The organism is uncultured Rhodospira sp. (assembly GCF_937138205.1).
Classification (GTDB): domain Bacteria; phylum Pseudomonadota; class Alphaproteobacteria; order Rhodospirillales; family Rhodospirillaceae; genus Rhodospira.
In genome coordinates this window covers 14,555-36,889 of record NZ_CAKZOT010000098.1, presented here as the reverse complement: position 1 = coordinate 36,889, position 22,335 = coordinate 14,555, and the positions used below count along the sequence as shown (strand labels likewise).

Below are 22,335 nucleotides of genomic sequence, written 5' to 3'. Positions count from 1 at the left end.
CATTCAGTCACGGGTTCACGCTATCATTATGGACGAATCACAAGCAGTGATCAATATATCTTTTGGAGCACACAAGAAACGTGTGGCATTTCGCGCGTTTTTTCTTCAAGTTTCCGCGCGACTCGCGTCGCGCCGGCTTCGCCGACACTTCAATTCGTCAGCCGTTCCATGATCGCCGGCAAATGCACCTGGTCGCCCTTGTAGTTGCCGGTCAGGGCGTACAGCACCAGATTGACCCCGAAGCGGTAGGCCATCTCGCGTTGCCGGTATCCGCCGGGCACGGTGGCGAACAGGGCCTGCCCGCTCTCGTCCGTGGCCCAGGCGCCGGCCCAGTCGTGCGCGCCCACCACCACCGACGCCACACCGTCATGGGTCGGCGGGTCGGCCTCGACCCACACCGTCTGGCCGTCGGTGCGGCCGGGGAAGCGGTCCAGCAGGTAGAAACTGCGGGTCAACACGTGGTCCTCGGGCAGGGGCTCCAGCGCCGGGATGTCCACGCCCTTCAGCACCACGGCGGGATCACCGCCCGGATGCACATCAAGCATCATCATGCCGCCGGTGCGCAGGTAGTCGTTGAGCCGGGACCGGGCGGCTGGCGTGACCGGCGTCTGGCCCGGCGTCACGGGCCAGTAGAGCAGCGGGAACACGACCAGCGGATCGCGCGCCGGATCGACGGCCATGGGTTCGGCCAGTTCGGCGGAGGTGCGGCGCCTGAGGACCTGGGTCAGGGCACGGAGCCCGGCCTCGGCGACGCGGTCGGTCTCCGCCGCGCCGGTCTCGACCCACGCCAGCCGCGTGTGCAGCGCCGCCGCCAGCGCCATCGGGTCCATGGGCGCGTCGCCGCCCGTGCCGTCCTGCGCCCGGGCGGTGTTCGGCGCGACGGTCGCCAGCCCCAACGCGAGCGCCACCGCCGCCGCCGCCCTCAACGCGGGCGGGCGCAGCAGCCCGCGCAGGACCAGGGAGACCACCATGTCGGCCAGCGCCAGCAGCAGCGCGGCGGTCAGCAGCGGAGCCCGCAGGTCGCGCTCTCTCGCCCCGCCGTCGAGGCCGGCGTCGTGCACGCCGTCGGGCACCGCCGCGAGCACTTCAGGCGCCGGCAACGCGGCGCCCAGGGCGTGGGCGTGCAGGCGTCCCGGCGCGCCGTACAGACCGGGCGGATGCGCCGGGTCGACGCGCGGCGTCTCGATCATGGAGGCCGGCAGGGGCCGGGTTCCCGGCGGCGGATCGCCGGCGCGGCCGAACCCGTCCAGCACCCGGTGCGGCGGCAGGGCCGCGTCCTCGCTCGCCGCCTCCTCGGTTCCGCGCACGCCGGCGCTGGTGTCCACCAGCCGGCGCAGCATGTCGATGAACAGCCCGGACATGGCCAGCGACGACCAGCGCGGATCGGCCGTGACATGCACCAGAACCACCCGGCCGCGCCCCAGCGGCGCGCCGGTGACCAGCGGCGTGCCGTCCTCCAGCCGCGCCCAGGTGCGGGCCGACAGGTTCGGCGTCGGCTCGGCCAGCACCTGACGCGACACCGTCACGTCCGCTGGCGGCGTCAGGCCGGCGAACGGGCCGCTGTCCGGGAACGGCGCCAGCCGGGCCGGCGCGGTCCAGGACAGGGCGCCGCCCATGGCCCGCTCGCCCGGCCGCAGCCGCACCGGCAGCAGCTCCGGCGCCAGTGGTTGCAGGCGCGGTCCGGCGAAGCGCACCAGCGTCCCGCCCTCGCGCACCCAGGCGATCAGGTCGTCGACCGCCCGCGCGTCGGGATGGGCGCCGTCGGTCATCAGCATCAGTGACAGCCCGCCCCGCAACAGGCCCTGGATCGCCCCCTCGCGCGGCTGGGCCACCGGCACCAGCGCCTGCCGCAGATAGTGCGTTTCGTCCAGCAGCGGGATCGGCGCGCCCTCGCCCACACCCGTGCCGACCACCAGCCCGACCGGGCGCCGCCGCCAGCGGTCGTCCGCCGGCACCACGGCGGCGGCGCCGGCGTGCCCGGCGATGTCGAGGCGGTTGAGGTCCGGCGCCAGATCCGCCGGCAGGTCGAGCTGCACCGGCACCGACGTCTCGCCCTCGGCCAGGGTCACCGGCACGGCCCGCAGCGCCCGGCCCTGGGCGTCGAACGCCTGCACCGTCAAGGCGCGTTCCGGCAGGCGGTCACCGGCCGGCCGGGCCACGGCCAGGGTGGGTCCCAAGGCATCGTCGCTCGACGGGCGCAGGATCAGGGGCGTTTCGCCGGGGCCGGCCCGATGCAGCACCAACCGGCCCAGGCGCCGCAGCCGCTCGATCAGCGCCTCGGTGCCCGGGGCGGCCAGGCCGTCGTGCACCCACACCGCCCGGCCCGTGTCGGGCAGGGCCGGCTCCAGGCGCTCAAGCGCGGCCGTCAGGTCCTTGCCCCAGGGACGCGGGTCCAGCGCGCGCAACGCCGTCGCCGCCTCGGCCGCCGGCATCGGCGCCGGCGGTTGCGCCACGTCATCCGGCGCCAGCGCGCTGGTGGGCAGCAGCAGCACCGCCCGGCCATGGCGCCCGGCCCGCTCGACGCGGTCCAGCATCAGGGCCTGCCGCGCGCGCCACGTCGGCGCCGCCGCCCAGGTGTCGTCCACCACCAGCACCAGCGGTCCGTCGCCGACCCGGGCCGCGTCGCCGGCCGGCAGCAGGAGCGGACCCGCCAGCCCCAGGATCACCAGCAGCGCGATCACCATCCGCAGCAGGATCAGCCACCACGGCGTGCGGACGGACACATGCTCCTCGGCGCGCAGGCCGAACAGCAGGCCGATGGCCGGAAAGGCCAGCCGGCGCGGCGCCGGCGGCGTGGCGCGCATCAGCCACCACAGCAGCGGCAAGGCAGCCGCCGCCAGCAGCACCCAGGGCGCGCTGAACGCGAGGGGACCCAAACTCAGCACGGCCGCCGACCCTCCCGTGGTCCAGACCATCCGGTATGATTAGGGCATGTATGATCGCGGACCGCGAAGGTCGAGTCCCTCAGGCACCGGGGCTCGTTTCGTGCAGCCGCCCGCCCCGCCGCAGGGGCTGGATGCTGCGGGCCAGGCCGGTGGCGTCGTCGGTCTCCACTACGACGCCGCACACCGTGGCCGGGCCGTCGGCCGGGGTCAGCCGCTCGGTGGGCATCTTGCGCACGAAACGGTCGGTGGCGGGCTGCTTGATCATGCCGATGACCGAATCGTAGTCGCCGCACATGCCGGCGTCGGTCATGTAGGCGGTGCCGCCGGGCAGCACCTGCGCGTCCGCCGTGGGCACATGGGTATGGGTGCCGATGACCGCCGAGACGCGCCCGTCCAGGAAATGGCCGAACGCCATCTTCTCGCTGGTGGCTTCGGCGTGGACATCCACCAGGATGGCGTCGGCGCCGCGCCCTGGCGGTCCAGCTAGCGGCGCCGCCTCGATCTCGCGGCGGGCGGCGGCGAACGGGTCGTCCAGCGGGTCCAGGAACAGGCGCCCCATCACCTGCACCACCAGCAGCCGCCGGCCGCGCGCGTCGGTCACCAGCACGGCCCCGTGACCCGGTGTGCCGGGCGGGTAGTTGGCCGGCCGCAGCAGACGCGGCTCGCCGCCGATGTAGGGGATGATGTCGCGCTGGTCCCAGGCGTGGTTGCCCAGGGTGATCACGTCGATCCCGGCCGCCAGCAGGTCCTGGCACAGGCGCGGCGACAGGCCGAAGCCGTGCGCCGCGTTCTCGCCGCAGGCCACCACCACGTCCACGGCTAGGTCCTCGCGCAGGCCGGGCACGGCCTTGCACACCGCATCACGCCCGGTCCGCCCGACGATGTCCCCCAGAAACAGGATGCGCATCAGGATGGGCCTTCATGGTCTTGGCGCGGGACAAGGACCTCCCGCTCGGTCACCACCGCCGTCAGGGGCACGTCGTGCGGCTCGACCGGCACGCCGCCCTCGGTCAGAGGCACCTCCTGGCAGGCGAAGGCGAAGCCGATGGCGGTCACGTCGGCGCCGGCCAGCGCGCGGTCGTAGTAGCCCGCGCCGTGGCCGAGCCGGTGGCCGCGCCGGTCAAACCCCACAAGGGGTACGAGAATCCAGTCGGGCCGGACCTCCGGCGCGGGGGCCAGGGGGTGGCGGGTGCGGAACGGGCCGGTTTCCAGCGTGGTTGACTCCCCGTCCCACAGGCGGAAGACCAAGGCGGGCGCGGCGCCCGGCGGCGGCGTGACCGGCAGGGCCACGGCATGGCCGCGCGCACGCAAAGCCGCCAGCAGCGGGCGCGGGTCCAGTTCCCCGGCCAGCGGCCAGGAGCCGCCGACCACCGCCCCGGCCGGTGGCGCCGCGTGGGCAAGACAGTGGTCGCGCGCGGCCAGGGCCGCCCGCGCGGCCGTTTCGGCATCCACCGCGCGCCGCGCCGCCAGCAGGGCGGGCCGCAACGCCGCCTTGCGGGCGGCCGCGTCGATGGCGGCAGGGGGAAGGGAAGCGGACGACGTGGGCAGGGTCACGCGGCCCTCGGAGAAGCTGAGCCCGACGGCGTCGGCGCGGCGATGTCGCGGAGGCCATGACCCGGTGGTGCCCCGGGCAAGGCTAAACGGAACAGAAACGGTGCGGAGCCACCCTGGCCGTTGGCGGTGCGACCTCCACATGGGCCGCGGCAACAACGTGGGCGCCGTATGTCGAGACCAGGGTCTCGCCAGGGACAGCTCCCTTTTTCAGACGTATAGCCCCCGGGAGTGTGCGTGCCTGACGAACCGGGCAGCCCCGCACCTCTCAACCTAGGCCTGGTCCAGGTGAACGGCAAGGGTCTCGATGCGTTGCGCCATGGCGGCGATGACGGCGGCGGCCTGATCCTCGGCCTCGGCATGGGCGCGGTCGCGCGCCTCCGCCTGTTCCGCCGCCGCGCCCAGGGGGGCCACGCGCTCCCGCAGGGCGTCGCGTTCGCCCTCCGCCTCGGCCAGCGAGTCGGCCAGGGTCAGCCCGACCATGACCAGGGCCATGCCCTCGCTCAGGTGGCCGAGCCGGTCGGTCAGGTCGCGCGCCATGCCGTCGAGACGCCGGCTGAGCGCGATGACGCTGTCTTCCTCGCCGGGATCGCAGGTGACGCGGTAGTCGCGCCCGTTGACGGTGATGGTGACCTGCGGCATGGCCCGTTCATCCTTCCAGCAAGGCGCGCAGTCGGGCAACGGTGCCGTCAAGGCGGCCGTCCACCTGCTCGACCACTTGCCGCAATTCGTGATAGTCGTTGCGCAGCAGTTCGTATTCCTGGCGCAGCGCCGTCCGGTCCTGGTCGTCCCGGTCGCCCTCGGCGCTGGCCTCGGCCTGGCGCGCCTCGCGGGCGGTGACCGCCGCTTCCAGGCGAGCGATGGCCTGCCCCAGGGCCTGCAGCGCCTCGTCAACCCGTTGCCCGGCCATCTCAACCCTCCTGGATCCCGCAGAGTGCCGTCCGCCCGCGCGCCGCTTCCCCTCGGTCGCTCCGTCCGTGCGCACCGGCATTGGCCGTCACAGCCGTCTTTTCTTGATCGAATTCAGGGCGCTATTCTGGCAGGCTGGAACTGTGCCTTAGAATAGGCAGGCAACGGACTCGCGTCAATGGCGACACCACCCCTTTCCGATGCCCTGTTCGCGGCGGCGCCGCTGGCCGTGCGCGGCCCGGCCGACCTGATGGCGGCGGCGCGGGCGGCCCCGGCCGACCGGCCGCTGGTCGTGGCCGCGCCCGACGGCACGGCCGAGGCCCTGGGGCCGGGCTGGCCGCGCGCGCTGGCCGAGACGTTCAGCGATGCCTGGGGCCGCACGCATCCGGACCACGCGCCCCCGCCCGTCGTGCTGGTGTGGGATTGCGGCCCGGCCGTGGGCTTCGCCCTGGCGGCCCTGGCCGACTGGCCGGCGCCGCCGGGCTGGACCCTGGTTCTGGCGGTCGACGCGGACGTGCCCCGCGAGGCCGTGACCGCGCTGGCCGCCCGGGCCGGAGCCGCCGGTGTGACCGTGCGGACGACGCCCGCCGGCCACACCGGCCCCGACTATTCGGGACGCACCGGCTGCGGCCCCACCGGCAGCGTTCCCTCGACATCGCCGAAGTAGCGGAAGAAGTCGCTGTCCGGCGACAGCACGAACGAGCTTCCGTCGCCGGGCAAGGCCTTCCGGTACGCCTCCATGGAGCGGTAGAAGGCGAAGAACTGCGGGTCCTGACCGAAGGAGTCGGCGTAGATGCGAATCGCCTCCGCATCGCCCAGACCTCGTATGGTTTGGGCCCGGTTTTCCGCCTCGGCGATGATCACCGTCTTCTCACGATCGGCGCGGGCGCGGATCTGCTGCGCCAGTTCGCGGCCCTGGGCGCGTGCCTCGCGGGCCTCGCGATCACGCTCGGAGCGGATCCGGTCGTAAATCGCCTGGCTGGTCTGGGTCGGCAGGTCGGCCCGGCGGATCCGCACGTCGGTCACCGAGATGCCCAGGGCCTGGGCTTCGTCGTCGACCTGTTGACGAATTTGGGCCATCACCTCCGTGCGTTGCTCGGACAGAAGCTGGGTCAGCGTGTAATTACCCAACACCCGCCGCAGGGCGGAGATGATGATGTCCGACAGGCGCGACTGCGCAGAGGCCTCGTTGTTCACCGCCTGATAAAAGCGGATCGGATCGGCGATCCGCCAGCGGGTGTAGGTGTCGACCACCACGCGCTTCTGGTCGGCGAGGATGACTTCCTCGCCGGGCGGGTCGGAGTCCAGCACGCGCTTCTCGTACACGCGCAGGTTCTGGATGAAGGGCACTTTGACGTGCAGGCCCGGGTCCTGGATGACGCGTTGCGGACGGCCGAACTGCACGACGATCACCTGTTCGGTTTCGCGCACGACGAACAGGGCGTTGGAGGCCGCGATGGCGCTGACGACGACGAGCACGGCCAGGGCGATCAGAATGACGTTTCTCATCGTGCGGCCTCCTTGCTCGGCGCGGTATCACCGGGGGCGATGAAGCCGGAGGTCGAGCTGCTGGACCGGCTGGCCCCGCCCGAGCCCTGCTGCTGCAGCCTGTTGCGCAGTTCGGGGAGCGGCAGGTAGGGCACGACGCCGCTGCCGCCCTCGGTGCCGATGATCACCTTGTCCACGTTGCCCAGAACCTCTTCCATGGTCTCCAGATAAATGCGCTGAGTGGTGACATCCTTGGCAACGCTGTAGGCCTCATAGACGGCGTCGAACCGGGACGCGTCACCCTCGGCACGGTTGACGATCTCTTCGCGGTAGGCCTCGGCCTCCTGCGTCAACTGCTCGGCCTGGCCGCGCGCCTCGGGGATGATCGAGTTGCGGTAGGCCTCGGCCTCGTTGCGCAGACGTTCGCGGTCGGCGCGGGCGCGCTGCACGTCGTTGAAGGCGTCCACCACCTCGGCCGGCGGGTCGGACTTCAGAAGCTGCACGCGGCGGATCTGGATGCCGGCCTCGTATTCGTCCAGCAGCGACTGCAGGGTATCCTCGGTGCGGGTCTCGATCTCCTGGCGGCCCTCGGTCAGGGCCACCTGGATCGGGGTCTGGCCGATCACCTCGCGCATGGCGCTTTCGGCCGCCAGCTGCACCGCGCTTTCCGGATTGCGGAGGTTGAACAGGAAGTCGCCGGCGTCCTTGATGACCCAGATCACCGCGAAGTCGATGTCGATGATGTTCTCGTCGCCGGTCAGCATCAGGCTTTCCTCGGCCACGTCGCGACGTGCGTCCGGGTTGTCGCCGATCTGGCGGAAGCCGATGATGATGCGGTTTTCCCGCGTCACGTTGGGCTTGATGACCGTCTCGATGGGGTAGGGCAGATGGTAGTGCAGGCCCTCGGAGGTGCTGTAGACGTACTCGCCGAACCGCAGCACCACGCCTTGCTGGTTCGCCTGCACCGAATAGAACCCGGTCAGGCCCCAGATCGTCAGCAGGGCCAGGATCACCAGCCCGATCGCCTTCGGCCCCAGGTTCTTCGGCAGCATGGTGCGCAGCCGATTCTGGCCCTGGCGCAACATCTCTTCCAGATCCGGGGGCGGGTTGCGTGGGCCACCGCCCATGCCGCCGCCTCCGCCGCCGCGACCTCCCCAGGGGCCACCGCCCCCGTTACCGCCTCCGCCGCCCCACGGGCCGCCGCCTCCGCCTTGCGGATTCCATGCCATTGACGATGATCCTTCCGCTCAATACCTCCGGTCGGGAACAGTGACCGGTGACTGGGCCTTGGCCGGCCGCTGTCGTCGGCCGGCGCGTCGTGGCCCCGGTATAGGACACCCGGTTCCGCACGGCAACGCGCAACGGAGCGCGGCGGGGCACGCGACGCCCCCCGCATATCGGAAAATGATTGGGAGTTTTCAAGCATGGCAAGCGTGGACCGGGATGCGGTGATGACAGCCCTGAAGGGCCTCGCCGATCCCAAGACCGGGCGCGATCCGGTTTCCCTCGGCTGGGTGCAAGGCGTGTCGCTCGCGGACGGCCGTGTGACCGTCGCCCTGGAGGTGCCGCCCGACCTGGGGCCGGCACTGGAACCGCTGCGCGAGGAGGCGGAACGGCGCCTGTCGGCCCTGGACGGGGTGGAGACGGCCACGGTTGTCCTCACCGCCCAGCGCGCCCCGGCCGGCCAGGAGGCCCCCGCGCAGGCCCGGCCACGCCAGGGCGGCGGCCGGGCGGCCTCGATCGCGCCGCCCGGGGTGCGGCACATCATCGCCGTGGCCTCCGGCAAGGGCGGCGTCGGCAAGTCGACCACCGCCGCCAACCTGGCCCTGGGACTGGCGGCGCGCGGCCTGCGGGTGGGCGTGTTCGACGCCGACATCTACGGCCCGTCCATGCCGCGCCTGTTCGGCCTCGGCGGGCAAAGGCCGCCCCTGGTGAACGACCGCATCCAGCCGCTGGACAGCCTGGGGCTGCGGGTCATGTCCATCGGCTTCATGGTCAACGAAGAGGATCCGGTCGTCTGGCGCGGCCCCATGGTCATGGGGGCGCTGGAACAGCTGCTGCGCGACGTGGACTGGGGCGAGTTGGACGTGATGGTGGTCGACATGCCGCCGGGCACCGGCGACACCCAGCTCACCATGAGCCAGCGCGTCGAACTGGCCGGGGCGGTCATCGTCTCGACGCCGCAGGACATCGCCCTGCTGGACGCGCGCAAGGGGCTGGCCATGTTCCAGCGCGTCAACGTGCCCATCCTCGGCATTGTCGAGAACATGAGCTACTACGTCTGTCCCAACTGCGGCCACCGCGAGGAGGTGTTCGCCCACGGCGGCGCGCAACGGACGGCCGAGGCGCTGGGGTGTCCGTTCCTGGGGGATATCCCGCTCGACATCCGTATCCGCGAGACCTCGGACGCCGGAACGCCCATCGTCGCCGCCGAGCCGGACGGCCCGCACGCCGGGGCCTACCGGGCCATCGCCGACCGCATCGCGGCGCAGCTTGAGACCGCCGGCGCGGCCGCGCAGCCGAAGCCAAAGATCCGGTTCACGTGATGGTGACCGTTGCTGGGCGGACACTCAGGACGGACAGAGTTGGGTCCAAAGGGTCCCGTTGCCCCGGGGTTGCGGCGCCGGGCGCTTGCGGTCACTGTGGGGCCATCCGATCCCCGAGACAGGGAGGCTTTTCCATGCTGAAACCGATCCTCGCCGTCGCCGCCCTGCTGGCCGCCTCGCCGGCGCTGGCCGCCGGTACCGCCACCCTGCAATCCGCCACGCCGAACGGCGTGCAGTCGATGACCATCTCCTGGCAGGACGATGACACCGCCCGCATCGACCTGCCCCGGGGCGGCTCCTACACGCTGGTCCGGGACGGCGAGCCGTACACCGTCAACCGCATGGACGGGCAGACCATGGTCCTGTCGCTGAAGGGGATCACGCCACACGTGGGCCTGGGTTTCGGTCCCGCCTCGGACCGCTACCAGGCCGCCTCCGTCGAGTCCCTGCGGGCGACGGGGGCCACGGAGACCGTGGCGGGCATCGCCGGCGAGGAATACGAAATGGCCTGGACCGACGCGAACGGCAGCCCGCATGTCGACCGGGTCATCCTCAGCGACGATCCCCTGGTGATCGAGATGACCGACGCGTTCCTGATCTTTCCCCGGGCGCTGGGCCAGCCGGAGGACCCCCGCACGGTGGCCCTGCGCGAGCGCGGTCTCGGCGTCCTGCGCAAGGGGGACGCGTTCCACATTACAGCCATCTCGGGCGAGGTGCCCCCGGCCGACCAGTTCACGCTGCCGGCGCCGCCCATGAGCATGGACCAGATGATGAAGGGCATGATGCCGGGACAGGGGCAGTAGGCCCCCGTGCCGCCGGCTCGCCACTCCGACAGGGAGATGCGCGTCATGTTCAGAAGGGTCCTGATCCTGGCGGCCGTGCTGGCCGCCGCGCCCGTCCCGCCCGCCGGGGCGGATGGCATCGCCATGCTGGAGACCGGCAGGGGACAGCGCGCCCAGGCGTTCTCCATCGTCTGGCGGGACGACGGCGCGACCGTGCGCGTCAACACGCCGCTGCGGGACGTGTCCCTGCTGCTGGTTGACGGCGCGCCCTATGCGGTCCGGCGCATGAACCGCAACTTCGTTGTCCTGACGCTGAGCGGCCTGGGGGAGAAGGCCGCCGGCCTGCTGCCCGGGTTCGGATCGGCGCGGACTAGGGCGGCGTCGGTGGACTCGCTGCGCGCGGTCGGGCCGAAGGCGGTCGTCGCCGGCATCCCGGGCAAGACCTATGAGATGGTCTGGACCGACACCGCCGGCGCCCGGCACACGGACCGGATGGTGCTGAGCGACGATCCGCTGGCGGTGGAGATGGCGGCGGCCATCGCGGCGTTCGAGACGGCGCTGGGCCACGATCCCGGCCCGCGCGCCGTTGCCGTGCGCGACCTCGGGCTCGGGCTGCTGCGCAGCGACGAGGTGCGCCTGACGTCGGCGTCGAACCGGGAGCCCCGCCCCGGCACCTTCACGCTGCCGGCCGAGCCGCAAACGCTGGACGACATCGTCTCGGCCATCGGGCGGATGCGCCGGGGCGGTTCGCCGTAGCGGGCCACGCCCGCCTACCCCCGCCCCCGCCGGTGGCGCCAGTACAGCACGCCCAACGCCAGTGCGGCCACGGTCAGGGTGATCGGGAACAGCACCACCAGCACCGGCACGCTGGCCACCGCCACCGTGACGAGGACCAGGATCGCCACGGCGGGAATCAACAGCAACAGCGCAAACAGCAGGTTGCAGCCGATGGTGACGGGGTCGAAGCGGCGCGGCGGGGGGACCGCCGGGGACGCATCCGTCACGTCCGGACGGTCGCCGGCGCGGCCGTCCGGTGTCCCGTCGCCAGCCGTCGCGCGCACGCCGGCCGTCAGCTCTTGGTCGTGTCGTTCATGTCCTCGGCGGCGCGGCCGATGTTGTTCACGTCGGTCTCGGCGTGTTCGATGGTGCTCGACGTGCTGTCGGACTGGGACTTGGCGCTGGACAACGCCTTGTCGACGGAGTCGGTCAGCGCGTTGGAGCCGGTCACGTTGGTCACGGAGCGCACCAGGTTCTGGGCGCCGCCCAGCATGTCGGAGAATGCTCGGAACATCGATCCGTCCTTCCGTTGCCTGTTGCAGGGACTCCCGCTGACCGGGAAAGGCCAAGCCTGAAGGAGTAGGGCAGCCTACGCACATCCCGCGTCCGGCGCAAGGCGGCCCGGCAAAAAGTGCATGGCTGTCGTGGCCCTGTCCCGGCCCGCCGCCGCGACTACCAAGACCAGCATGATCGCCACGGCCGGAATCAGCATTAAAAGCCTGAACAGCAGGTTACAGCCGATGGCGACGGGGTCGAGGCTGGGCGGGGGCGCGGCCTCCGTGGGCGCGCCGCCCGGCATCGGTTCCGTCATGCGCCGGGCTCTCCGTCGCCGAACAGCGTTTCGAACAGCTCTTCCGCGCGCTTTTTCCCCTCGGGCGTGAAAGCCACGGACTTGGCCTTGCCGACCGGATTGGTGATGTAGCCCTTCTCGTGCAGGCGGTCCATGGCGTCCCAGTCGAAACCTTTCCAGGCCCGGTCGTCGTCGTGCAGCCCGAGCAGCAGCAGCGCCAGGACGGTATCGTCGATGCGGTCCAGATTCGGCATGAGGTAATCCCCTTCAGTGCAACAGGGACCAGGGTAGCGCGGCGGTGATGCTGGTGCCACGCCCCCTGTCCCCATCCTTCGCCGCGTGCTATCACCCGGCGCGTCATGCTGCAGATCAAGGACCTCACATACCGCATCGCCGGCCGGGTGCTGTTCGACGGCGCCAGCGTGAGCCTGCCGGCCGGGGCGCGCGTCGGTCTGGTGGGCCGCAACGGCACCGGCAAGTCGACGCTGTTGCGCCTGATCCTGGGCGAGGTGGCGCCGGACGCGGGCGAGGTCACCGTGCATCCGCGCGCCCGCGTCGGCCGGCTGGCGCAGGAGGCGCCGGAGGGCGACACGCCCCTGCTCGACTGTGTGCTGGCCGCCGATACTGAACGCGCGGCGCTCCTCGAAGAGGAAACCCGTACCACCGACGGCCACCGCATCGCCGAGATTCACGAGCGCCTGACGGCGATCGAGTCCCACACCGCCGAGGCGCGCGCGGCGCGCATCCTGTCCGGCCTGGGCTTTCCGGCCGAGGCGCACGGCCGGGCGGTGGGCGACTACTCGGGCGGCTGGCGGATGCGCGTGGCCCTGGCCGCCGTGCTGTTCGCGCGGCCGGACCTGCTGCTGCTGGACGAGCCCACCAACCACCTGGACCTTGAGGCCACGCTGTGGCTGGAGGGCCATCTGGCGAGCTACCCCGGGACGGTGCTGATCATCAGCCACGACCGCGCGTTGCTCAACCGGGCGGTCAACCGCATCTGGCACCTGGACGGCTGCAAGCTGACCGCCTACGGCGGCGCCTATGACACGTTCGAGAAGACCCGGCGCGAGCAATTGGACCTCCAGGCCCGCGCCTACGAGAAACAACAGGCGCAGCGGCAGAAGATCCAGGCCTTCATCGACCGCTTCCGCGCCAAGGCCACCAAGGCGCGGCAGGCGCAGAGCCGCGTCAAGCTGCTGGAAAAGATGGAGATGGTGGCCCCGGTGGTCGAGGATCACGCCATCTCCTTCGACTTTCCGGAGCCGCAGCCGCTGGCGCCGCCGCTGGTGGCCATCGACAACGGCGTCGCCGGGTATGGCGACACGGCGGTTCTGAAGCGGCTGAACTTGCGCCTCGACATGGACGACCGCGTCGCCCTGCTGGGCGCCAACGGCAACGGCAAGTCCACCCTGGCCAAGGTGTTGGCCGGGCGGCTGGGGCTGATGTCGGGCACGCTGAAGGCCTCGAACAAGCTGACGGTGGGCTACTTCGCCCAGCACCAGTTGGACGAACTGGTGCCGGGGCAGACGCCGCTGTGGCACCTGCGCCGGGCCATGCCGGACGCCAACGATACGAAACTTCGCGCGCACCTGGGCCGGTTCGACTTCACCGCGCGGCATGTCGACACGGTGGTCGGCAACCTGTCCGGGGGAGAGAAAGCGCGGCTGCTCATCGCCCTGATGAGCCGCGAGGCGCCGCACCTGATGATCCTCGACGAGCCCACCAACCACCTGGACATCGACACCCGCGAGGCCCTGGTGGCGGCGCTGAACGCGTTCTCGGGGGCGGTGGTGCTCATCACCCACGACCCGCACCTGGTGGAGTTGGCCGCCGACCGGCTTTGGCTGGTGGACGGCGGCACGGTGGCGCCGTTCGATGGCGACATGGGGGACTATCGCCGCCTGCTGCTGGACCGCGCGCGCGAGGAACGCCGCGAGGCCAGGGCCGACAGCGAACCCCCGAAGGGGGCGACCGCACGCGACCGCAAGGACGACCGCCGCGCCGCCGCCGAACTGCGCCAGCGCAACGCGCCCCTGCGCAAGGCCATCCAGGCGGCGGAAAAGGACCTGGAACGCCTGACGGCGGAAAAGGCGCGGATCGAGGAAAAGCTGGCCGACCCGAAGCTCTACGACGGCCCGGCCGATCGCCTGACGGCCCTTCAGAAGGACCTGGGCGCCGTGTCGAAAAAGATCGAAGCCGCCGAGGCGGTCTGGATGGAGGCGCAAGAGGCCCTGGAAACGGCGGAGGCGGCGGCGGAGTAACACCAGCCGCGGATGAGCAATCGGGTCGAAGGGGACCTCGCGGTTCCCCTCCGACCCGATCAGTCCCACGACGTCTGCCCGCCTCCACCAAAACACGGTTGCGACCGATATCGCGGGATGAACCGGTCATTTCGAATGCCGGCCGGCATCACCCCTCCTGATCCTCGTCGGGCACCACGGGGGCCAGCGGATCGTCGTCCTTGTGCTCGTCGTGATCGAACGCGACCTGTGGCTCCGGCTGGCGGGCGTGACCGGCGCGGCTGCGGGCGATGATGATCGCCTTTTCCAGATCGGCCTCGGTGCACAGGCCGAGAATCACGGGGTTGCGCGCCTTGATGTTGGGCGCGTTCCAGTGCGAGCGGTCGCGGATTGCCTGGATGGTCGGCTTGGTGGTCCCCAGCAGCTTGCCGATCTGAGCGTCGGACAGTTCCGGGTGGTTCTTCAGCAGCCAGGCGATGCCGTCCGGGCGGTCGTGACGCTTCGAGACGGGGGTGTAGCGCGCGCCCTTCTGCCGGCCCTGGGGGATCGGGTTCTCGCCCTTCTGCAGCTTAAGACGCGCATCCGGATCGGACTGGCAGCGGTCCAGTTCCGCCTGGGTGAGCTGGCCGTTGGCCAGAGGATCGAGCCCGGTGATGCCGATGGCCACCTCACCGTCGGCGATGGCCTGGATCTCCAGTTCGTGCATCCCGCAGAAATCCGCGATCTGCTCGAACGTCAGCGCGGTGTTCTCCACCAGCCACACGGCGGTGGCCTTGGGCATCAGCGGCAGAGCCATCGGGCGGTCCTCCAAGGGTCAAACAACATATCAAACGCACAAAAAAACACGCGATCGGCCCGCCGGATCCGGTTGGACCCGGTGGACCCTCATCCTCGGCATCGTGGAGAGCGTGAGCGTCCAGGCTCCGGGGCTCGGCCCCAGCGGGCCGGCCCGCGCGGAGCGGGTAGCCCCTATGTGGCGGGTAGGCTGTCGACGGTCAAGACAATCTTGCCGATATGGGCACTCGACTCCATCAGCGCGTGCGCCTGGGCCGCCTGGGCCAGCGGCAGAGTCGTGTGGATCACCGGCCGCACCGTACCGGCCGCCAGCAACGGCCAGACGTGCTCGTGCACGGCGCGGGCGATGCGGCCCTTGGCCTCCACCGGCTGCGGCCGCAGGGTCGAGCCGGTCAGGGTCAGGCGTTTCAGCATCACCGGCATGAAGTTCATCTCCACCGTCGAGCGGGCCAGGAAGGCGATGGAGACGTGGCGGCCCTCAGGCGCCATGATCGAGATATTGCGCGGCAGGTAGTCGCCACCGACGATGTCGAGGATGACGTCCACCCCCTTGCGGTCGGTGGCGCTCTTGATGGCCTCGACGTAGTCCTCGGTGGTGTAGTTGATGGCCAGGTCGGCGCCCAGGTCGCGGCAGGCGGCGCATTTCTCGTCGCTGCCGGCGGTGGTGAAGACGGTGGCGCCGAACGCCTTGGCGAGCTGGATGGCCGTGGTGCCGATGCCGCTGGAGCCGCCATGCACCAGGAACCGCTCGCCCGGGCGCAGGCCAGCGCGCTCGAACACGTTGTGCCAGACGGTGAAGACGGTCTCCGGAACGGCCGCTGCCTTGACCATGTCGAAGCCGTCGGGGAGGGGCAGCACCTGCGGCGCGGGGGCGGCGACATACACGGCATAGCCGCCGCCGGCCAGCAGGGCACAGACGCGATCGCCGACCGCCAGCCCGCCCGTGTCGCCGCCGCCCAGGGCGACGATCTCGCCGGCCACCTCCAGCCCCGGCAGGTCGGAGGCGCCCTTCGGCGCCGGGTAGTGCCCCAGGCGCTGGATCACGTCCGGCCGGTTGACGCCGGCGGCGTGCACCTTGATCAGCACCTCGCCCTCGGCCGGCTGCGGCACGGGTCGCTCGGCGGGGACCAGCACCTCGGGGCCGCCGGGTGTGCTGATCTCGACGCAGGGCATGGTGGCGGGGAGGGGCGAAGACTCGGGGTCGGTCATGGGGCGGGTTCTCCAGGTTGCTCTGCGTTGGTGCGGATCGCATCAGGAGGCGATCGCCATATTTGATCACGTCATGGTGCGTGGCTTGGCCGTCGGATGCCGACCGTACCCGCCGCCCGGGCCCGGCGACAAGCAATCGCCCCCTCAGCCTAAGCCGCCACTGGTTGCGGCGTCTTTTTCTTGCCACAGAGACTGAGGATCATCCTTGCTCTTTCTTGGTGATTAACTTGGAGGGGTTTCGATGAGCGATGCCGCCACCACGAACGGAGCCGAGTCGGGGCAGCCTTTGGGGGCAAGAAAATCACCCGAGCCAAACACGATCTTTGAAGTCAAGCAAAACGTTGTTCCGGGCGCCACGCCTATCTTTGATGGAGATCTTAACGCAGTCATAGGATACCAGAAAGCAGAAAATGATGGCTGGATTTACTACTTCGATGTTTTTGGGCGTCAAGTTGGTCGAATGGAAAAAGGCCTGGAAAAGCCCCTCATCGATCCGATTGACCTAATATTTATTCTTGGCGGAGTGAGCCGCCTCTTATTGACCAAGGCCGCACCACGCCTGGGAGCCCGGGTCATGGGCGCGGGTGTCGTGAAAACCGTCGCCGCCAAATCAGTACCACCAAGCGCGCTGCAGGCGATGCGCAAGGTGTTTTCCAGGATCCTGCCGACGTCATTGAAATTCACTGCCACAACTGCCGCTCGCATGGCCACACCGGGCCGACATGTCCCGATTCACATCCTTGAGTTAGCCGTCAAGCACGGTAAAAAAGTGGCCGATCCTCAAGGCACTAAGAACGCCTTCCTCTACACGATTCAGATGTTCAGGAACGGCAAACCATATACGCTAGAGGTTTTGCTGCGGCAGACTGATCGCACCGTTCTACATTTCGTGTACAAGTGAGTGACTTGCGAGGACGATCCAACATGTTGCCCGACACCGTAATCGAGACCCAGACGCTCTCCGTCGCGGACATTCTCTGGGACGCCGAAAGCCTGACCTTGGACGTACGCTTTGCCGTGCCCGACGCCGTCATACCCCGGACACCCCCCCTCGTCTCTCGCGTCGAAACCGCTGTCGGCATCCCGCAACCAATGTACCGGCTTGCGCTGGGGGACCTCATGCTGTCGGGCGACTCCAACCGGCTCCTATCCGGCTTCGACATCCGGCGCGCGCCCACGGGCTGGCACCGCCAAAGCCTTGATCCCATTGAGACGTCAACGAAAGGCGCGATCCGGCTGGACGCCGACTTCGACGAAAACGGCCTCGCCTCGGTCGATGCCGATATCGACATCACGGTGGACGACGCGCGCGGCCTCCTGTCCATCGAACGGCGCCCGTGTCCCCCTATCGCCGTGTGGGTCGAGGTGGCCATTGGTGTCGTGGCCGGCCTGGATGAGGGCGGTGGCATCGCGGCGTTCAGGCTTACGGCCGGTCCCGATCTCCCATAACCCTTGACTTTCGTAGGGTATTGCGCCAGACTATATCTGTCCAATGATATAGGACAACGATGGGAGGGAGCTTCAGCCAAAGGAGCCGTCCCTCCGGGAGGTGAACGATGTTGGTGGATCGAACCCTCGTCGCGCGCGATGCGCCGCATGTTCAGGTGATCGCGCGGGAATTCTCCATGTCGCCGATCCTGGCGAGCGCGTGGACCGAGATGACGCTGGCCCAGCCGCATGGCGTGGCAACAGTTCATGACACGCTGGAGCGGTGCGTCCATCATGCCGATGCCTGCGGCGACTCCAAAGAGGCCGCCGAATACCGCACCGCGCTGCGCGGGTTCGACGCCCTGGCGTCGCACGGCGTGGCCCCGCCCTCGGCCGCCCAAACCGCCGAGCGAAAGGGCGATGGCGACTCGGGGAAAGCCGTGATCCTGAGGATTGATCCCCGTTTGATGGCGGGGCCGGTGGGCACGTCCGGCCAGACCCTGGCCGAGGACCCGGGCGCGCGGCTGCATTGACGCGCGGCAGTGGGAACTCCGGACCTGCGGACGGGTGCCGACACGGGGCGGCGGGATACGCCGCCCCGATCTTTGTTCGAGCGGGCGCGGCCTGTTAAACTGGCAGAATAGAGTTTTCCACAGCACCCCGGACCGACGCGCCATGCCCATCGATAGCGACGACCTGGAACCCCGCCCGACCCTGGCCGCCCCGCCCAACATGGAGGTCATGGCGGTGGCCGACCTGGAGCACTACATCCGTCAGCTTGAGGCGGAGATCGCCCGCGCCCGTGCCATGATCGAGGCCAAGGGCGGCGCCCGCGCGGCGGCCGAGTCGGTGTTCAAGACGGGATGAGAGTTCAAGGCGGGATGAGAAAGGGGGCCGTTTCCGGCCCCCGCCCGTCACACGCGCCAACTCGCGGGCCGTCAGCCCTGGCGGGCCTTGTAGCGCGGGTTGGTCTTGTTGATGACGTAGACCCGGCCCTTGCGGCGCACGACGCGGCAGTTCTTGTCGCGGACCTTGGCCGACTTCAGCGAGTTACGCACACGCATCGCACTATCCCCGGTGATCATCAAAAACGAAAAGGTCGGTTCGGGCACGCCGCCTGAACCGAGGAGCGCGCACCCTACCGAGCGCGGCCCACCGCGTCAACGCGAATCAGCCGCCGCGCCAGGGGAATCGGGTGAAGGGGTTCCATCGCTGAGACGGTCCCCGGGGTCAGCGGCCTGCACGAAACCCGTCATTGCGAGCCGGCGTTTCTTGGACGCCGGCGAAGCAATCCAGAGCGGAAATCGCTCGTATTCGCCCTGGATTGCTTCGTCGCTGCGCTCCTCGCAATGACAGGTTGCGTGCTCTGCTCGCGAAGAAACTGCTCATGCGGATTGTCGCTCACACAGGCTTCGTTCACCCGATTGCCCTGGCCGCCGCGCCCGCCCGAAAACCCCCTCACCCCGCGGGCGCGGTCACTCGTCGTCACGGCGCTGGCCCTGGCGCCGGTCCTCGCCGGTTCGCCGGTCGCGCTGGCGCCGTTCCACGCGGCGTCGCTCCGAGCCGGAGCGCACCGGCTCCGCCATCGGCGGCGGTTCGACAGACAGCGCCCGGGCATAGGCCGCGTTGGCCCGCGTCGACTCCGACAGCCCGGTGATCTGGCCGCTTCCCGCTGTTTTCTGTTGCGCGTTAAGGGCCTGGTGCGCGTCGCGCGTGGCGACCTCCAGCCGGTCCAGGCCCTGCACCAGGGTCGTCAGGCCGGGTGCAAACCGGCGCGCCTCGTCGCCGGGCAGCGCGGCGATGGCCGCGCACAGCGCGCCCACCCGCCGGTCCAGGCTGCTGAGGTTGACCAGCTGATGCTCGCGCGACAGGCGCTCGGCGGTGGCGATCAGACTGAGCACCTGGGTCAGCGCATGGGCGATGTCCTGCGATGTGGCGAGGGTCGCTCTCTCGTGATATGCATCCGGCTCGCTCATGGTCTCCGCCTGTGCCCCCCGTCCTGAGTCTCGTCCCCCCGCCCGTCGTCGACCGGGTCACTCCACGGTCCGGCGCCTGTTGGGCCTCGGGCCGCCATGCCCGGGCTCTCGCCGAGTCTGGCGTTGGTCCGGTAGAGATAGGTCAGGATCTCGGCGACGGCGAGCATCGCTTCAACCGGAATCTCCGTGTCGATGTCCACCGCCGCCAGCAGTTCGGCGAGATCGGCATCCTCGCGCACACGAACGCCGTGGGCAAACGCAAGATTGAGAATCTGTTCGGCGATCGTCCCGTGGCCCTTGGCCAGCACCACCGGGGCGCGGCCGCTGTCCGGATCGTAGCCGAGGGCGACCGCGACGGCGCGGGCTTCGGAGCCCGATTCGGGACCGGGGCGGTCGGACATGGCGGGGCTCCCGCGTCGCTTGGGCGCCTGGATATCCTCGCGGCGCTCGTTGAAGAAACGGTTAAGCGCGTCATCCGCTCCCCATTTTACCGAATGTTAAAGCCAACACGGGACAGTGAGGGCATCATGTTCGGCCGCCGTCGGCGCCACGTCGTATGGGACCCGCACACCATGGACCTGACAAACCTGCCGCTGTTCAAGATGGTTCATGCCCGGATGCAGTGGGCGGTTCAGCGCCACCGCGTGCTGGCCCAGAACGTCAGCAACATCAACACCCCAGAGTACCGCACGCGCGACGTCCGCGAGCCCGATTTCCGCCGCATCCTGAACGAAGGCGGCGCGGGGAACCCGGCCGCCGTGCCGGTGGCGCGGACCAATCCGGCCCACCAGCCGGGCACGCTGCCGGAACCGGATCCCTACCGCGTGCGGGCGCAGACGCGCTCGTTCGAAACCACCCTGGACGAGAACACGGTCGTCCTGGAAGAACAGATGCAGAAGGTCGGCGAGACCAAGGGCAGGTACATGATGGCCGCCAGCCTGTTCGAGCGAAACATGGCCATGCTGAAGACCGCCATCAAGCCGAACCGCTGAGCATGAGCTTCGGCGGCGCCAGCGCTGGCGCGGCACGGATCGGAGACCTGTGATCCATGGACGAACTGAGCAAATCGCAGCGCATCGCGGTCGCGGGCATGAAGGTCCAGGCGGAACGCCTGCGGGTCGTCGCCCAGAACCTCGCCAATGCCGAATCCGTCGGTCAGCGCCCGGGGGAGCAGCCGTACCGGCGCAAGCTGATCACCTTCGAAAGCGCTTTGGACCGGGAACTGGGCGCCGAGAGCGTGCGGGTGCGGCGGGTCAAGGAAGACATGACGCCGTTCCCCAAGGACCTGGACCCCAGCCACCCGGCCGCCGACGCCGACGGCTATGTGATGAAACCCAACGTCAATCCGCTCATCGAGATCATGGACATGCAGGAGGCCCAGCGCTCCTACGAGGCCAACATGAGCACAATTTCGGTGGCCCGCGAGATGTCGCAACGAACCCTTGAACTGCTGCGTTGACGGCGGGCGCGACGATCTGAACAGGACAGCACGGAATGCCCGACATCAGTTTTCCCAGCGCCATCGCCGCCTACAAGGCGTCCGCCCGTCAGGCGGGGGACATTGTTCCGCACGAGGTCGGCGCCGCGGCGGCCAACCCGGCCGGCGACACCTCCAGTTTCGCCGGCATGGTCCGGCAGGCGATGCACACCTCGGTCCAGACCATGGAACACGGGGAGCGCATGAGTATGCAGGGCATCGCCGGGCAGGCGGATGCCCGCGACGTCGTGTTGGCGGTCAACAGCGCCGAGTTGACGCTGCAGACGATGGTCGCCATCCGCGACAAGGTTGTGAGCGCCTACGACACCATCATGCGGATGCCGCTTTAGTTCGGGACGCGACGCTGGCCGTCAACCGCCACCTGTCACCTTTGCATTCGGTCCCCCAGGAAAGCCCATTATGGAGGAGACCCAGATCATTGACGTCGCCCGCGACGGCATCCTGACCATGGTGCTGATCGTGTCGCCGGTGCTGCTGGCCGGGCTGACGGTGGGTCTGATTATTTCGCTGTTCCAGACACTGACCCAGATCCAGGAAATGACGCTCGTCTTCGTGCCGAAGATCATCATCGTCTTCCTGGCGACGTTGGTCCTGTTGCCGTTCATGATTCGCCAATTGACCGAACTGACCGAGCGGCTGATGGACATCGTGATCAGCCTGGCGTAGCGAAGAGGGCGCGATCATGGCCGAGGATCTGTTCGCGACGCCCCTGTTCCACGTCATGCTGATCTTCACCCGGCTGGGCTTTGCGTTCATGCTGCTGCCGGGGTTCGGGGCCGCGTACGTGACACCGCGCGTGCGCCTGGCCTTTGCCTTTCCGTTCGCCCTGGTCATCACGCCCCTGGTGGGGCCCATGCTGCCGCCGGAGCCGGACAGCGGCACCGCGCTGGTCATGCTGCTTGTCGGGGAGGTGCTGATCGGCACCTTCCTGGCGCTGGTGGTGCACCTGCTGCAGGCGGCCCTGCACCTGGGAGGCACGGCGATCGGCTTCGCCGGCGGCCTGATGAACGCGCAGGCGTTCGACCCCACGTCGGCGCAGCATGGCGCCCTGGTCCTCACGTTCCTGATGATGGTGGGGCTGGTGCTGATGTTCGCGCTGAACCTGCACCACCTCATCATTCGGGCACTGGTCGACAGTTACGCCCTGTTTCCGCCCGGCGTCCTGCCGCCCCTGGGCGATTTCGTGTCCTACAGCACCGACGTCCTGGTGCGGTCGTTCCGCGTCGGCTGGCAGCTGGCGGCGCCCATGGTGCTGTTTTCGATCGTCTACTACGTCTCGATGGGCATCATGGCCCGCCTGATGCCGCAGATGAACGTGTTCTTCGTCGGCCTGCCGTTGATCATCATGTTGGGCTTGGGCCTGCTGTTCCTGACGTTGCCGGCGGTCATGCTGGTCTACCTGTCGTATTTCGAGGAAGGCTTGAACTCCTTCATCAGTTTTTAAGCGAAAAGGGGACGGCG

General features: G+C 69.5%; 30 protein-coding genes and 1 other RNA gene. 14 read left to right on the top strand and 17 right to left on the bottom strand.

All coding sequences use genetic code 11. The features are described from left to right. Nucleotides 1-149 precede the first annotated feature (149 nt). The 6 genes from Q0309_RS14175 to Q0309_RS14150 all read right to left on the bottom strand — a co-directional run bounded on the left by Q0309_RS14175 (nt 150) and on the right by Q0309_RS14150 (nt 5,346). The gene (locus Q0309_RS14175) at nt 150-2,885 is read right to left on the bottom strand and encodes a DUF4159 domain-containing protein (RefSeq protein ID WP_299442408.1); all 2,736 of its coding nucleotides are present in this window, start codon (nt 2,883-2,885) and stop codon (nt 150-152) included. Between the two features lie 79 nt (nt 2,886-2,964). Then, the gene (locus tag Q0309_RS14170; protein WP_299442405.1) at nt 2,965-3,792 is read right to left on the bottom strand and encodes a TIGR00282 family metallophosphoesterase; all 828 of its coding nucleotides are present in this window, start codon (nt 3,790-3,792) and stop codon (nt 2,965-2,967) included. Beyond that, a complete protein-coding gene (locus Q0309_RS14165; RefSeq protein ID WP_299442402.1) occupies nt 3,792-4,439 on the bottom strand; it encodes a 5-formyltetrahydrofolate cyclo-ligase in 648 nt (215 codons plus the stop codon). Before Q0309_RS14165 ends, Q0309_RS14170 begins: the two co-directional genes overlap by 1 nt. A 101-nt stretch (nt 4,440-4,540) precedes the next feature. Continuing rightward, nucleotides 4,541-4,699, bottom strand: a non-coding RNA gene (gene ssrS, locus Q0309_RS14160) — 6S RNA. Between the two features lie 10 nt (nt 4,700-4,709). After that, nucleotides 4,710-5,078: a cell division protein ZapA gene (locus tag Q0309_RS14155; RefSeq protein ID WP_299442399.1), complete on the bottom strand. Its 369-nt coding sequence runs from the start codon at nt 5,076-5,078 to the stop codon at nt 4,710-4,712. Between the two features lie 7 nt (nt 5,079-5,085). After that, nucleotides 5,086-5,346: a hypothetical protein gene (locus Q0309_RS14150; RefSeq protein ID WP_299442396.1), complete on the bottom strand. Its 261-nt coding sequence runs from the start codon at nt 5,344-5,346 to the stop codon at nt 5,086-5,088. A 177-nt stretch (nt 5,347-5,523) separates the two neighbouring features. On the opposite strand from Q0309_RS14150, the gene Q0309_RS14145 reads away from it, so the two are divergent. Beyond that, entirely contained in the window at nt 5,524-6,012 is a 489-nt protein-coding gene (locus Q0309_RS14145) for a hypothetical protein (protein ID WP_299442393.1), read from the top strand. Here the strand turns inward: Q0309_RS14145 and hflC are convergent. Next, complete coding sequence (gene hflC, locus Q0309_RS14140; RefSeq protein WP_299442390.1) at nt 5,952-6,854, bottom strand: protease modulator HflC; 903 nt, start codon at nt 6,852-6,854, stop codon at nt 5,952-5,954. The two genes, Q0309_RS14145 and hflC, sit on opposite strands and share 61 nt — an antisense overlap. Further along, nucleotides 6,851-8,062 (bottom strand): FtsH protease activity modulator HflK, encoded by a 1,212-nt coding sequence (gene hflK / locus Q0309_RS14135; protein WP_299442387.1) that lies wholly within the window; start codon nt 8,060-8,062, stop codon nt 6,851-6,853. Before hflK ends, hflC begins: the two co-directional genes overlap by 4 nt. A 195-nt stretch (nt 8,063-8,257) precedes the next feature. Between hflK and apbC the strand changes: the two genes are divergently transcribed. The 3 genes from apbC (at nt 8,258) to Q0309_RS14120 (ending at nt 10,917) form a co-directional block, all read left to right on the top strand. Continuing rightward, entirely contained in the window at nt 8,258-9,379 is a 1,122-nt protein-coding gene (gene apbC / locus Q0309_RS14130) for an iron-sulfur cluster carrier protein ApbC (protein ID WP_299442384.1), read from the top strand. Between the two features lie 134 nt (nt 9,380-9,513). Continuing rightward, nucleotides 9,514-10,182 (top strand): hypothetical protein, encoded by a 669-nt coding sequence (locus tag Q0309_RS14125; RefSeq protein WP_299442380.1) that lies wholly within the window; start codon nt 9,514-9,516, stop codon nt 10,180-10,182. 45 nt (nt 10,183-10,227) lie between these two features. Next, nucleotides 10,228-10,917 (top strand): hypothetical protein, encoded by a 690-nt coding sequence (locus Q0309_RS14120; protein ID WP_299442377.1) that lies wholly within the window; start codon nt 10,228-10,230, stop codon nt 10,915-10,917. A 14-nt stretch (nt 10,918-10,931) separates the two neighbouring features. On the opposite strand, the gene Q0309_RS14115 is transcribed toward Q0309_RS14120, so the two are convergent. The 4 genes from Q0309_RS14115 to Q0309_RS14100 form a co-directional block, all read right to left on the bottom strand. After that, nucleotides 10,932-11,222 carry a hypothetical protein gene (locus Q0309_RS14115; protein WP_299442373.1) on the bottom strand — a complete coding sequence of 97 codons (291 nt, stop codon included), beginning with the start codon at nt 11,220-11,222 and terminating at the stop codon, nt 10,932-10,934. A gap of 8 nt (nt 11,223-11,230) precedes the next feature. Further along, on the bottom strand, nt 11,231-11,452 hold the full coding sequence (locus tag Q0309_RS14110) for a hypothetical protein (RefSeq protein WP_299442370.1): 222 nt from the start codon (nt 11,450-11,452) through the stop codon (nt 11,231-11,233). A gap of 75 nt (nt 11,453-11,527) precedes the next feature. After that, complete coding sequence (locus Q0309_RS14105; protein WP_299442368.1) at nt 11,528-11,749, bottom strand: hypothetical protein; 222 nt, start codon at nt 11,747-11,749, stop codon at nt 11,528-11,530. Next, on the bottom strand, nt 11,746-11,982 hold the full coding sequence (locus Q0309_RS14100; RefSeq protein ID WP_299442365.1) for a DUF6429 family protein: 237 nt from the start codon (nt 11,980-11,982) through the stop codon (nt 11,746-11,748). Before Q0309_RS14100 ends, Q0309_RS14105 begins: the two co-directional genes overlap by 4 nt. A gap of 105 nt (nt 11,983-12,087) precedes the next feature. Between Q0309_RS14100 and Q0309_RS14095 the strand changes: the two genes are divergently transcribed. Continuing rightward, on the top strand, nt 12,088-13,989 hold the full coding sequence (locus Q0309_RS14095) for an ABC-F family ATP-binding cassette domain-containing protein (RefSeq protein ID WP_299442362.1): 1,902 nt from the start codon (nt 12,088-12,090) through the stop codon (nt 13,987-13,989). Between the two features lie 148 nt (nt 13,990-14,137). On the opposite strand, the gene Q0309_RS14090 is transcribed toward Q0309_RS14095, so the two are convergent. Both Q0309_RS14090 and Q0309_RS14085 read right to left on the bottom strand, forming a co-directional pair. Then, the gene (locus Q0309_RS14090) at nt 14,138-14,764 is read right to left on the bottom strand and encodes a DUF1013 domain-containing protein (protein WP_299442358.1); all 627 of its coding nucleotides are present in this window, start codon (nt 14,762-14,764) and stop codon (nt 14,138-14,140) included. 173 nt (nt 14,765-14,937) lie between these two features. Then, entirely contained in the window at nt 14,938-15,972 is a 1,035-nt protein-coding gene (locus Q0309_RS14085) for an NAD(P)H-quinone oxidoreductase (RefSeq protein WP_299442355.1), read from the bottom strand. Between the two features lie 241 nt (nt 15,973-16,213). Between Q0309_RS14085 and Q0309_RS14080 the strand changes: the two genes are divergently transcribed. The 4 genes from Q0309_RS14080 (at nt 16,214) to Q0309_RS14065 (ending at nt 18,267) form a co-directional block, all read left to right on the top strand. Further along, nucleotides 16,214-16,873 carry a hypothetical protein gene (locus Q0309_RS14080; RefSeq protein WP_299442352.1) on the top strand — a complete coding sequence of 220 codons (660 nt, stop codon included), beginning with the start codon at nt 16,214-16,216 and terminating at the stop codon, nt 16,871-16,873. A 23-nt stretch (nt 16,874-16,896) separates the two neighbouring features. Beyond that, on the top strand, nt 16,897-17,421 hold the full coding sequence (locus tag Q0309_RS14075; RefSeq protein ID WP_299442349.1) for a hypothetical protein: 525 nt from the start codon (nt 16,897-16,899) through the stop codon (nt 17,419-17,421). A gap of 107 nt (nt 17,422-17,528) precedes the next feature. Then, nucleotides 17,529-17,933, top strand: a complete 405-nt coding sequence (locus tag Q0309_RS14070) for a hypothetical protein (protein WP_299442346.1) — start codon at nt 17,529-17,531, stop codon at nt 17,931-17,933. 142 nt (nt 17,934-18,075) lie between these two features. Further along, nucleotides 18,076-18,267, top strand: coding sequence for a DUF1192 domain-containing protein (locus tag Q0309_RS14065; RefSeq protein ID WP_366940629.1), 192 nt, complete (start codon nt 18,076-18,078; stop codon nt 18,265-18,267). 71 nt (nt 18,268-18,338) lie between these two features. Here the strand turns inward: Q0309_RS14065 and ykgO are convergent, their stop codons facing one another. The 3 genes from ykgO to Q0309_RS14050 form a co-directional block, all read right to left on the bottom strand. Beyond that, nucleotides 18,339-18,464 (bottom strand): type B 50S ribosomal protein L36, encoded by a 126-nt coding sequence (ykgO, locus tag Q0309_RS14060; protein WP_299442343.1) that lies wholly within the window; start codon nt 18,462-18,464, stop codon nt 18,339-18,341. A 411-nt stretch (nt 18,465-18,875) separates the two neighbouring features. Continuing rightward, on the bottom strand, nt 18,876-19,376 hold the full coding sequence (locus tag Q0309_RS14055; RefSeq protein WP_299442340.1) for a hypothetical protein: 501 nt from the start codon (nt 19,374-19,376) through the stop codon (nt 18,876-18,878). Continuing rightward, nucleotides 19,373-19,777 (bottom strand): EscU/YscU/HrcU family type III secretion system export apparatus switch protein, encoded by a 405-nt coding sequence (locus tag Q0309_RS14050; protein WP_299442337.1) that lies wholly within the window; start codon nt 19,775-19,777, stop codon nt 19,373-19,375. Before Q0309_RS14050 ends, Q0309_RS14055 begins: the two co-directional genes overlap by 4 nt. A 171-nt stretch (nt 19,778-19,948) precedes the next feature. On the opposite strand from Q0309_RS14050, the gene Q0309_RS14045 reads away from it, so the two are divergent. The 5 genes from Q0309_RS14045 (at nt 19,949) to fliR (ending at nt 22,318) form a co-directional block, all read left to right on the top strand. Continuing rightward, on the top strand, nt 19,949-20,368 hold the full coding sequence (locus Q0309_RS14045; RefSeq protein ID WP_299442334.1) for a flagellar biosynthesis protein FlgB: 420 nt from the start codon (nt 19,949-19,951) through the stop codon (nt 20,366-20,368). Nucleotides 20,369-20,424: 56 nt separating this feature from the next. Beyond that, nucleotides 20,425-20,835, top strand: coding sequence for a flagellar basal body rod protein FlgC (flgC, locus tag Q0309_RS14040; protein WP_299442331.1), 411 nt, complete (start codon nt 20,425-20,427; stop codon nt 20,833-20,835). Nucleotides 20,836-20,870: 35 nt separating this feature from the next. Then, nucleotides 20,871-21,203 carry a flagellar hook-basal body complex protein FliE gene (locus Q0309_RS14035; RefSeq protein ID WP_299442328.1) on the top strand — a complete coding sequence of 111 codons (333 nt, stop codon included), beginning with the start codon at nt 20,871-20,873 and terminating at the stop codon, nt 21,201-21,203. A 70-nt stretch (nt 21,204-21,273) separates the two neighbouring features. Then, on the top strand, nt 21,274-21,540 hold the full coding sequence (locus tag Q0309_RS14030; RefSeq protein WP_299442325.1) for a flagellar biosynthetic protein FliQ: 267 nt from the start codon (nt 21,274-21,276) through the stop codon (nt 21,538-21,540). A gap of 16 nt (nt 21,541-21,556) precedes the next feature. Next, entirely contained in the window at nt 21,557-22,318 is a 762-nt protein-coding gene (gene fliR, locus Q0309_RS14025; RefSeq protein WP_299442322.1) for a flagellar biosynthetic protein FliR, read from the top strand. Nucleotides 22,319-22,335 lie beyond the last annotated feature (17 nt).

Excerpts from the sequence above, each read along its gene's own strand:
- Q0309_RS14145 (WP_299442393.1), top strand. The coding sequence starts at position 5,524 with ATGGCGACACCACCCCTTTCCGATGCCCTGTTCGCGGCGGCGCCGCTG.
- Q0309_RS14080 (WP_299442352.1), top strand. The coding sequence starts at position 16,214 with ATGAGCGATGCCGCCACCACGAACGGAGCCGAGTCGGGGCAGCCTTTG.
- Q0309_RS14095 (WP_299442362.1), top strand. The coding sequence starts at position 12,088 with ATGCTGCAGATCAAGGACCTCACATACCGCATCGCCGGCCGGGTGCTG.
- Q0309_RS14085 (WP_299442355.1), bottom strand. The coding sequence starts at position 15,972 with ATGACCGACCCCGAGTCTTCGCCCCTCCCCGCCACCATGCCCTGCGTC.
- fliR (WP_299442322.1), top strand. The coding sequence starts at position 21,557 with ATGGCCGAGGATCTGTTCGCGACGCCCCTGTTCCACGTCATGCTGATC.
- hflK (WP_299442387.1), bottom strand. The coding sequence starts at position 8,062 with ATGGCATGGAATCCGCAAGGCGGAGGCGGCGGCCCGTGGGGCGGCGGA.
- Q0309_RS14150 (WP_299442396.1), bottom strand. The coding sequence starts at position 5,346 with ATGGCCGGGCAACGGGTTGACGAGGCGCTGCAGGCCCTGGGGCAGGCC.
- Q0309_RS14030 (WP_299442325.1), top strand. The coding sequence starts at position 21,274 with ATGGAGGAGACCCAGATCATTGACGTCGCCCGCGACGGCATCCTGACC.
- Q0309_RS14055 (WP_299442340.1), bottom strand. The coding sequence starts at position 19,376 with ATGAGCGAGCCGGATGCATATCACGAGAGAGCGACCCTCGCCACATCG.
- hflC (WP_299442390.1), bottom strand. The coding sequence starts at position 6,854 with ATGAGAAACGTCATTCTGATCGCCCTGGCCGTGCTCGTCGTCGTCAGC.
- Q0309_RS14155 (WP_299442399.1), bottom strand. The coding sequence starts at position 5,078 with ATGCCGCAGGTCACCATCACCGTCAACGGGCGCGACTACCGCGTCACC.
- Q0309_RS14065 (WP_366940629.1), top strand. The coding sequence starts at position 18,076 with ATGCCCATCGATAGCGACGACCTGGAACCCCGCCCGACCCTGGCCGCC.
- flgC (WP_299442331.1), top strand. The coding sequence starts at position 20,425 with ATGGACGAACTGAGCAAATCGCAGCGCATCGCGGTCGCGGGCATGAAG.
- Q0309_RS14075 (WP_299442349.1), top strand. The coding sequence starts at position 16,897 with ATGTTGCCCGACACCGTAATCGAGACCCAGACGCTCTCCGTCGCGGAC.
- Q0309_RS14050 (WP_299442337.1), bottom strand. The coding sequence starts at position 19,777 with ATGTCCGACCGCCCCGGTCCCGAATCGGGCTCCGAAGCCCGCGCCGTC.
- Q0309_RS14100 (WP_299442365.1), bottom strand. The coding sequence starts at position 11,982 with ATGCCGAATCTGGACCGCATCGACGATACCGTCCTGGCGCTGCTGCTG.
- ykgO (WP_299442343.1), bottom strand. The coding sequence starts at position 18,464 with ATGCGTGTGCGTAACTCGCTGAAGTCGGCCAAGGTCCGCGACAAGAAC.
- Q0309_RS14110 (WP_299442370.1), bottom strand. The coding sequence starts at position 11,452 with ATGTTCCGAGCATTCTCCGACATGCTGGGCGGCGCCCAGAACCTGGTG.
- Q0309_RS14170 (WP_299442405.1), bottom strand. The coding sequence starts at position 3,792 with ATGCGCATCCTGTTTCTGGGGGACATCGTCGGGCGGACCGGGCGTGAT.
- Q0309_RS14045 (WP_299442334.1), top strand. The coding sequence starts at position 19,949 with ATGGACCTGACAAACCTGCCGCTGTTCAAGATGGTTCATGCCCGGATG.
- Q0309_RS14105 (WP_299442368.1), bottom strand. The coding sequence starts at position 11,749 with ATGACGGAACCGATGCCGGGCGGCGCGCCCACGGAGGCCGCGCCCCCG.
- Q0309_RS14120 (WP_299442377.1), top strand. The coding sequence starts at position 10,228 with ATGTTCAGAAGGGTCCTGATCCTGGCGGCCGTGCTGGCCGCCGCGCCC.
- Q0309_RS14070 (WP_299442346.1), top strand. The coding sequence starts at position 17,529 with ATGTTGGTGGATCGAACCCTCGTCGCGCGCGATGCGCCGCATGTTCAG.
- Q0309_RS14125 (WP_299442380.1), top strand. The coding sequence starts at position 9,514 with ATGCTGAAACCGATCCTCGCCGTCGCCGCCCTGCTGGCCGCCTCGCCG.
- apbC (WP_299442384.1), top strand. The coding sequence starts at position 8,258 with ATGGCAAGCGTGGACCGGGATGCGGTGATGACAGCCCTGAAGGGCCTC.
- Q0309_RS14035 (WP_299442328.1), top strand. The coding sequence starts at position 20,871 with ATGCCCGACATCAGTTTTCCCAGCGCCATCGCCGCCTACAAGGCGTCC.
- Q0309_RS14090 (WP_299442358.1), bottom strand. The coding sequence starts at position 14,764 with ATGGCTCTGCCGCTGATGCCCAAGGCCACCGCCGTGTGGCTGGTGGAG.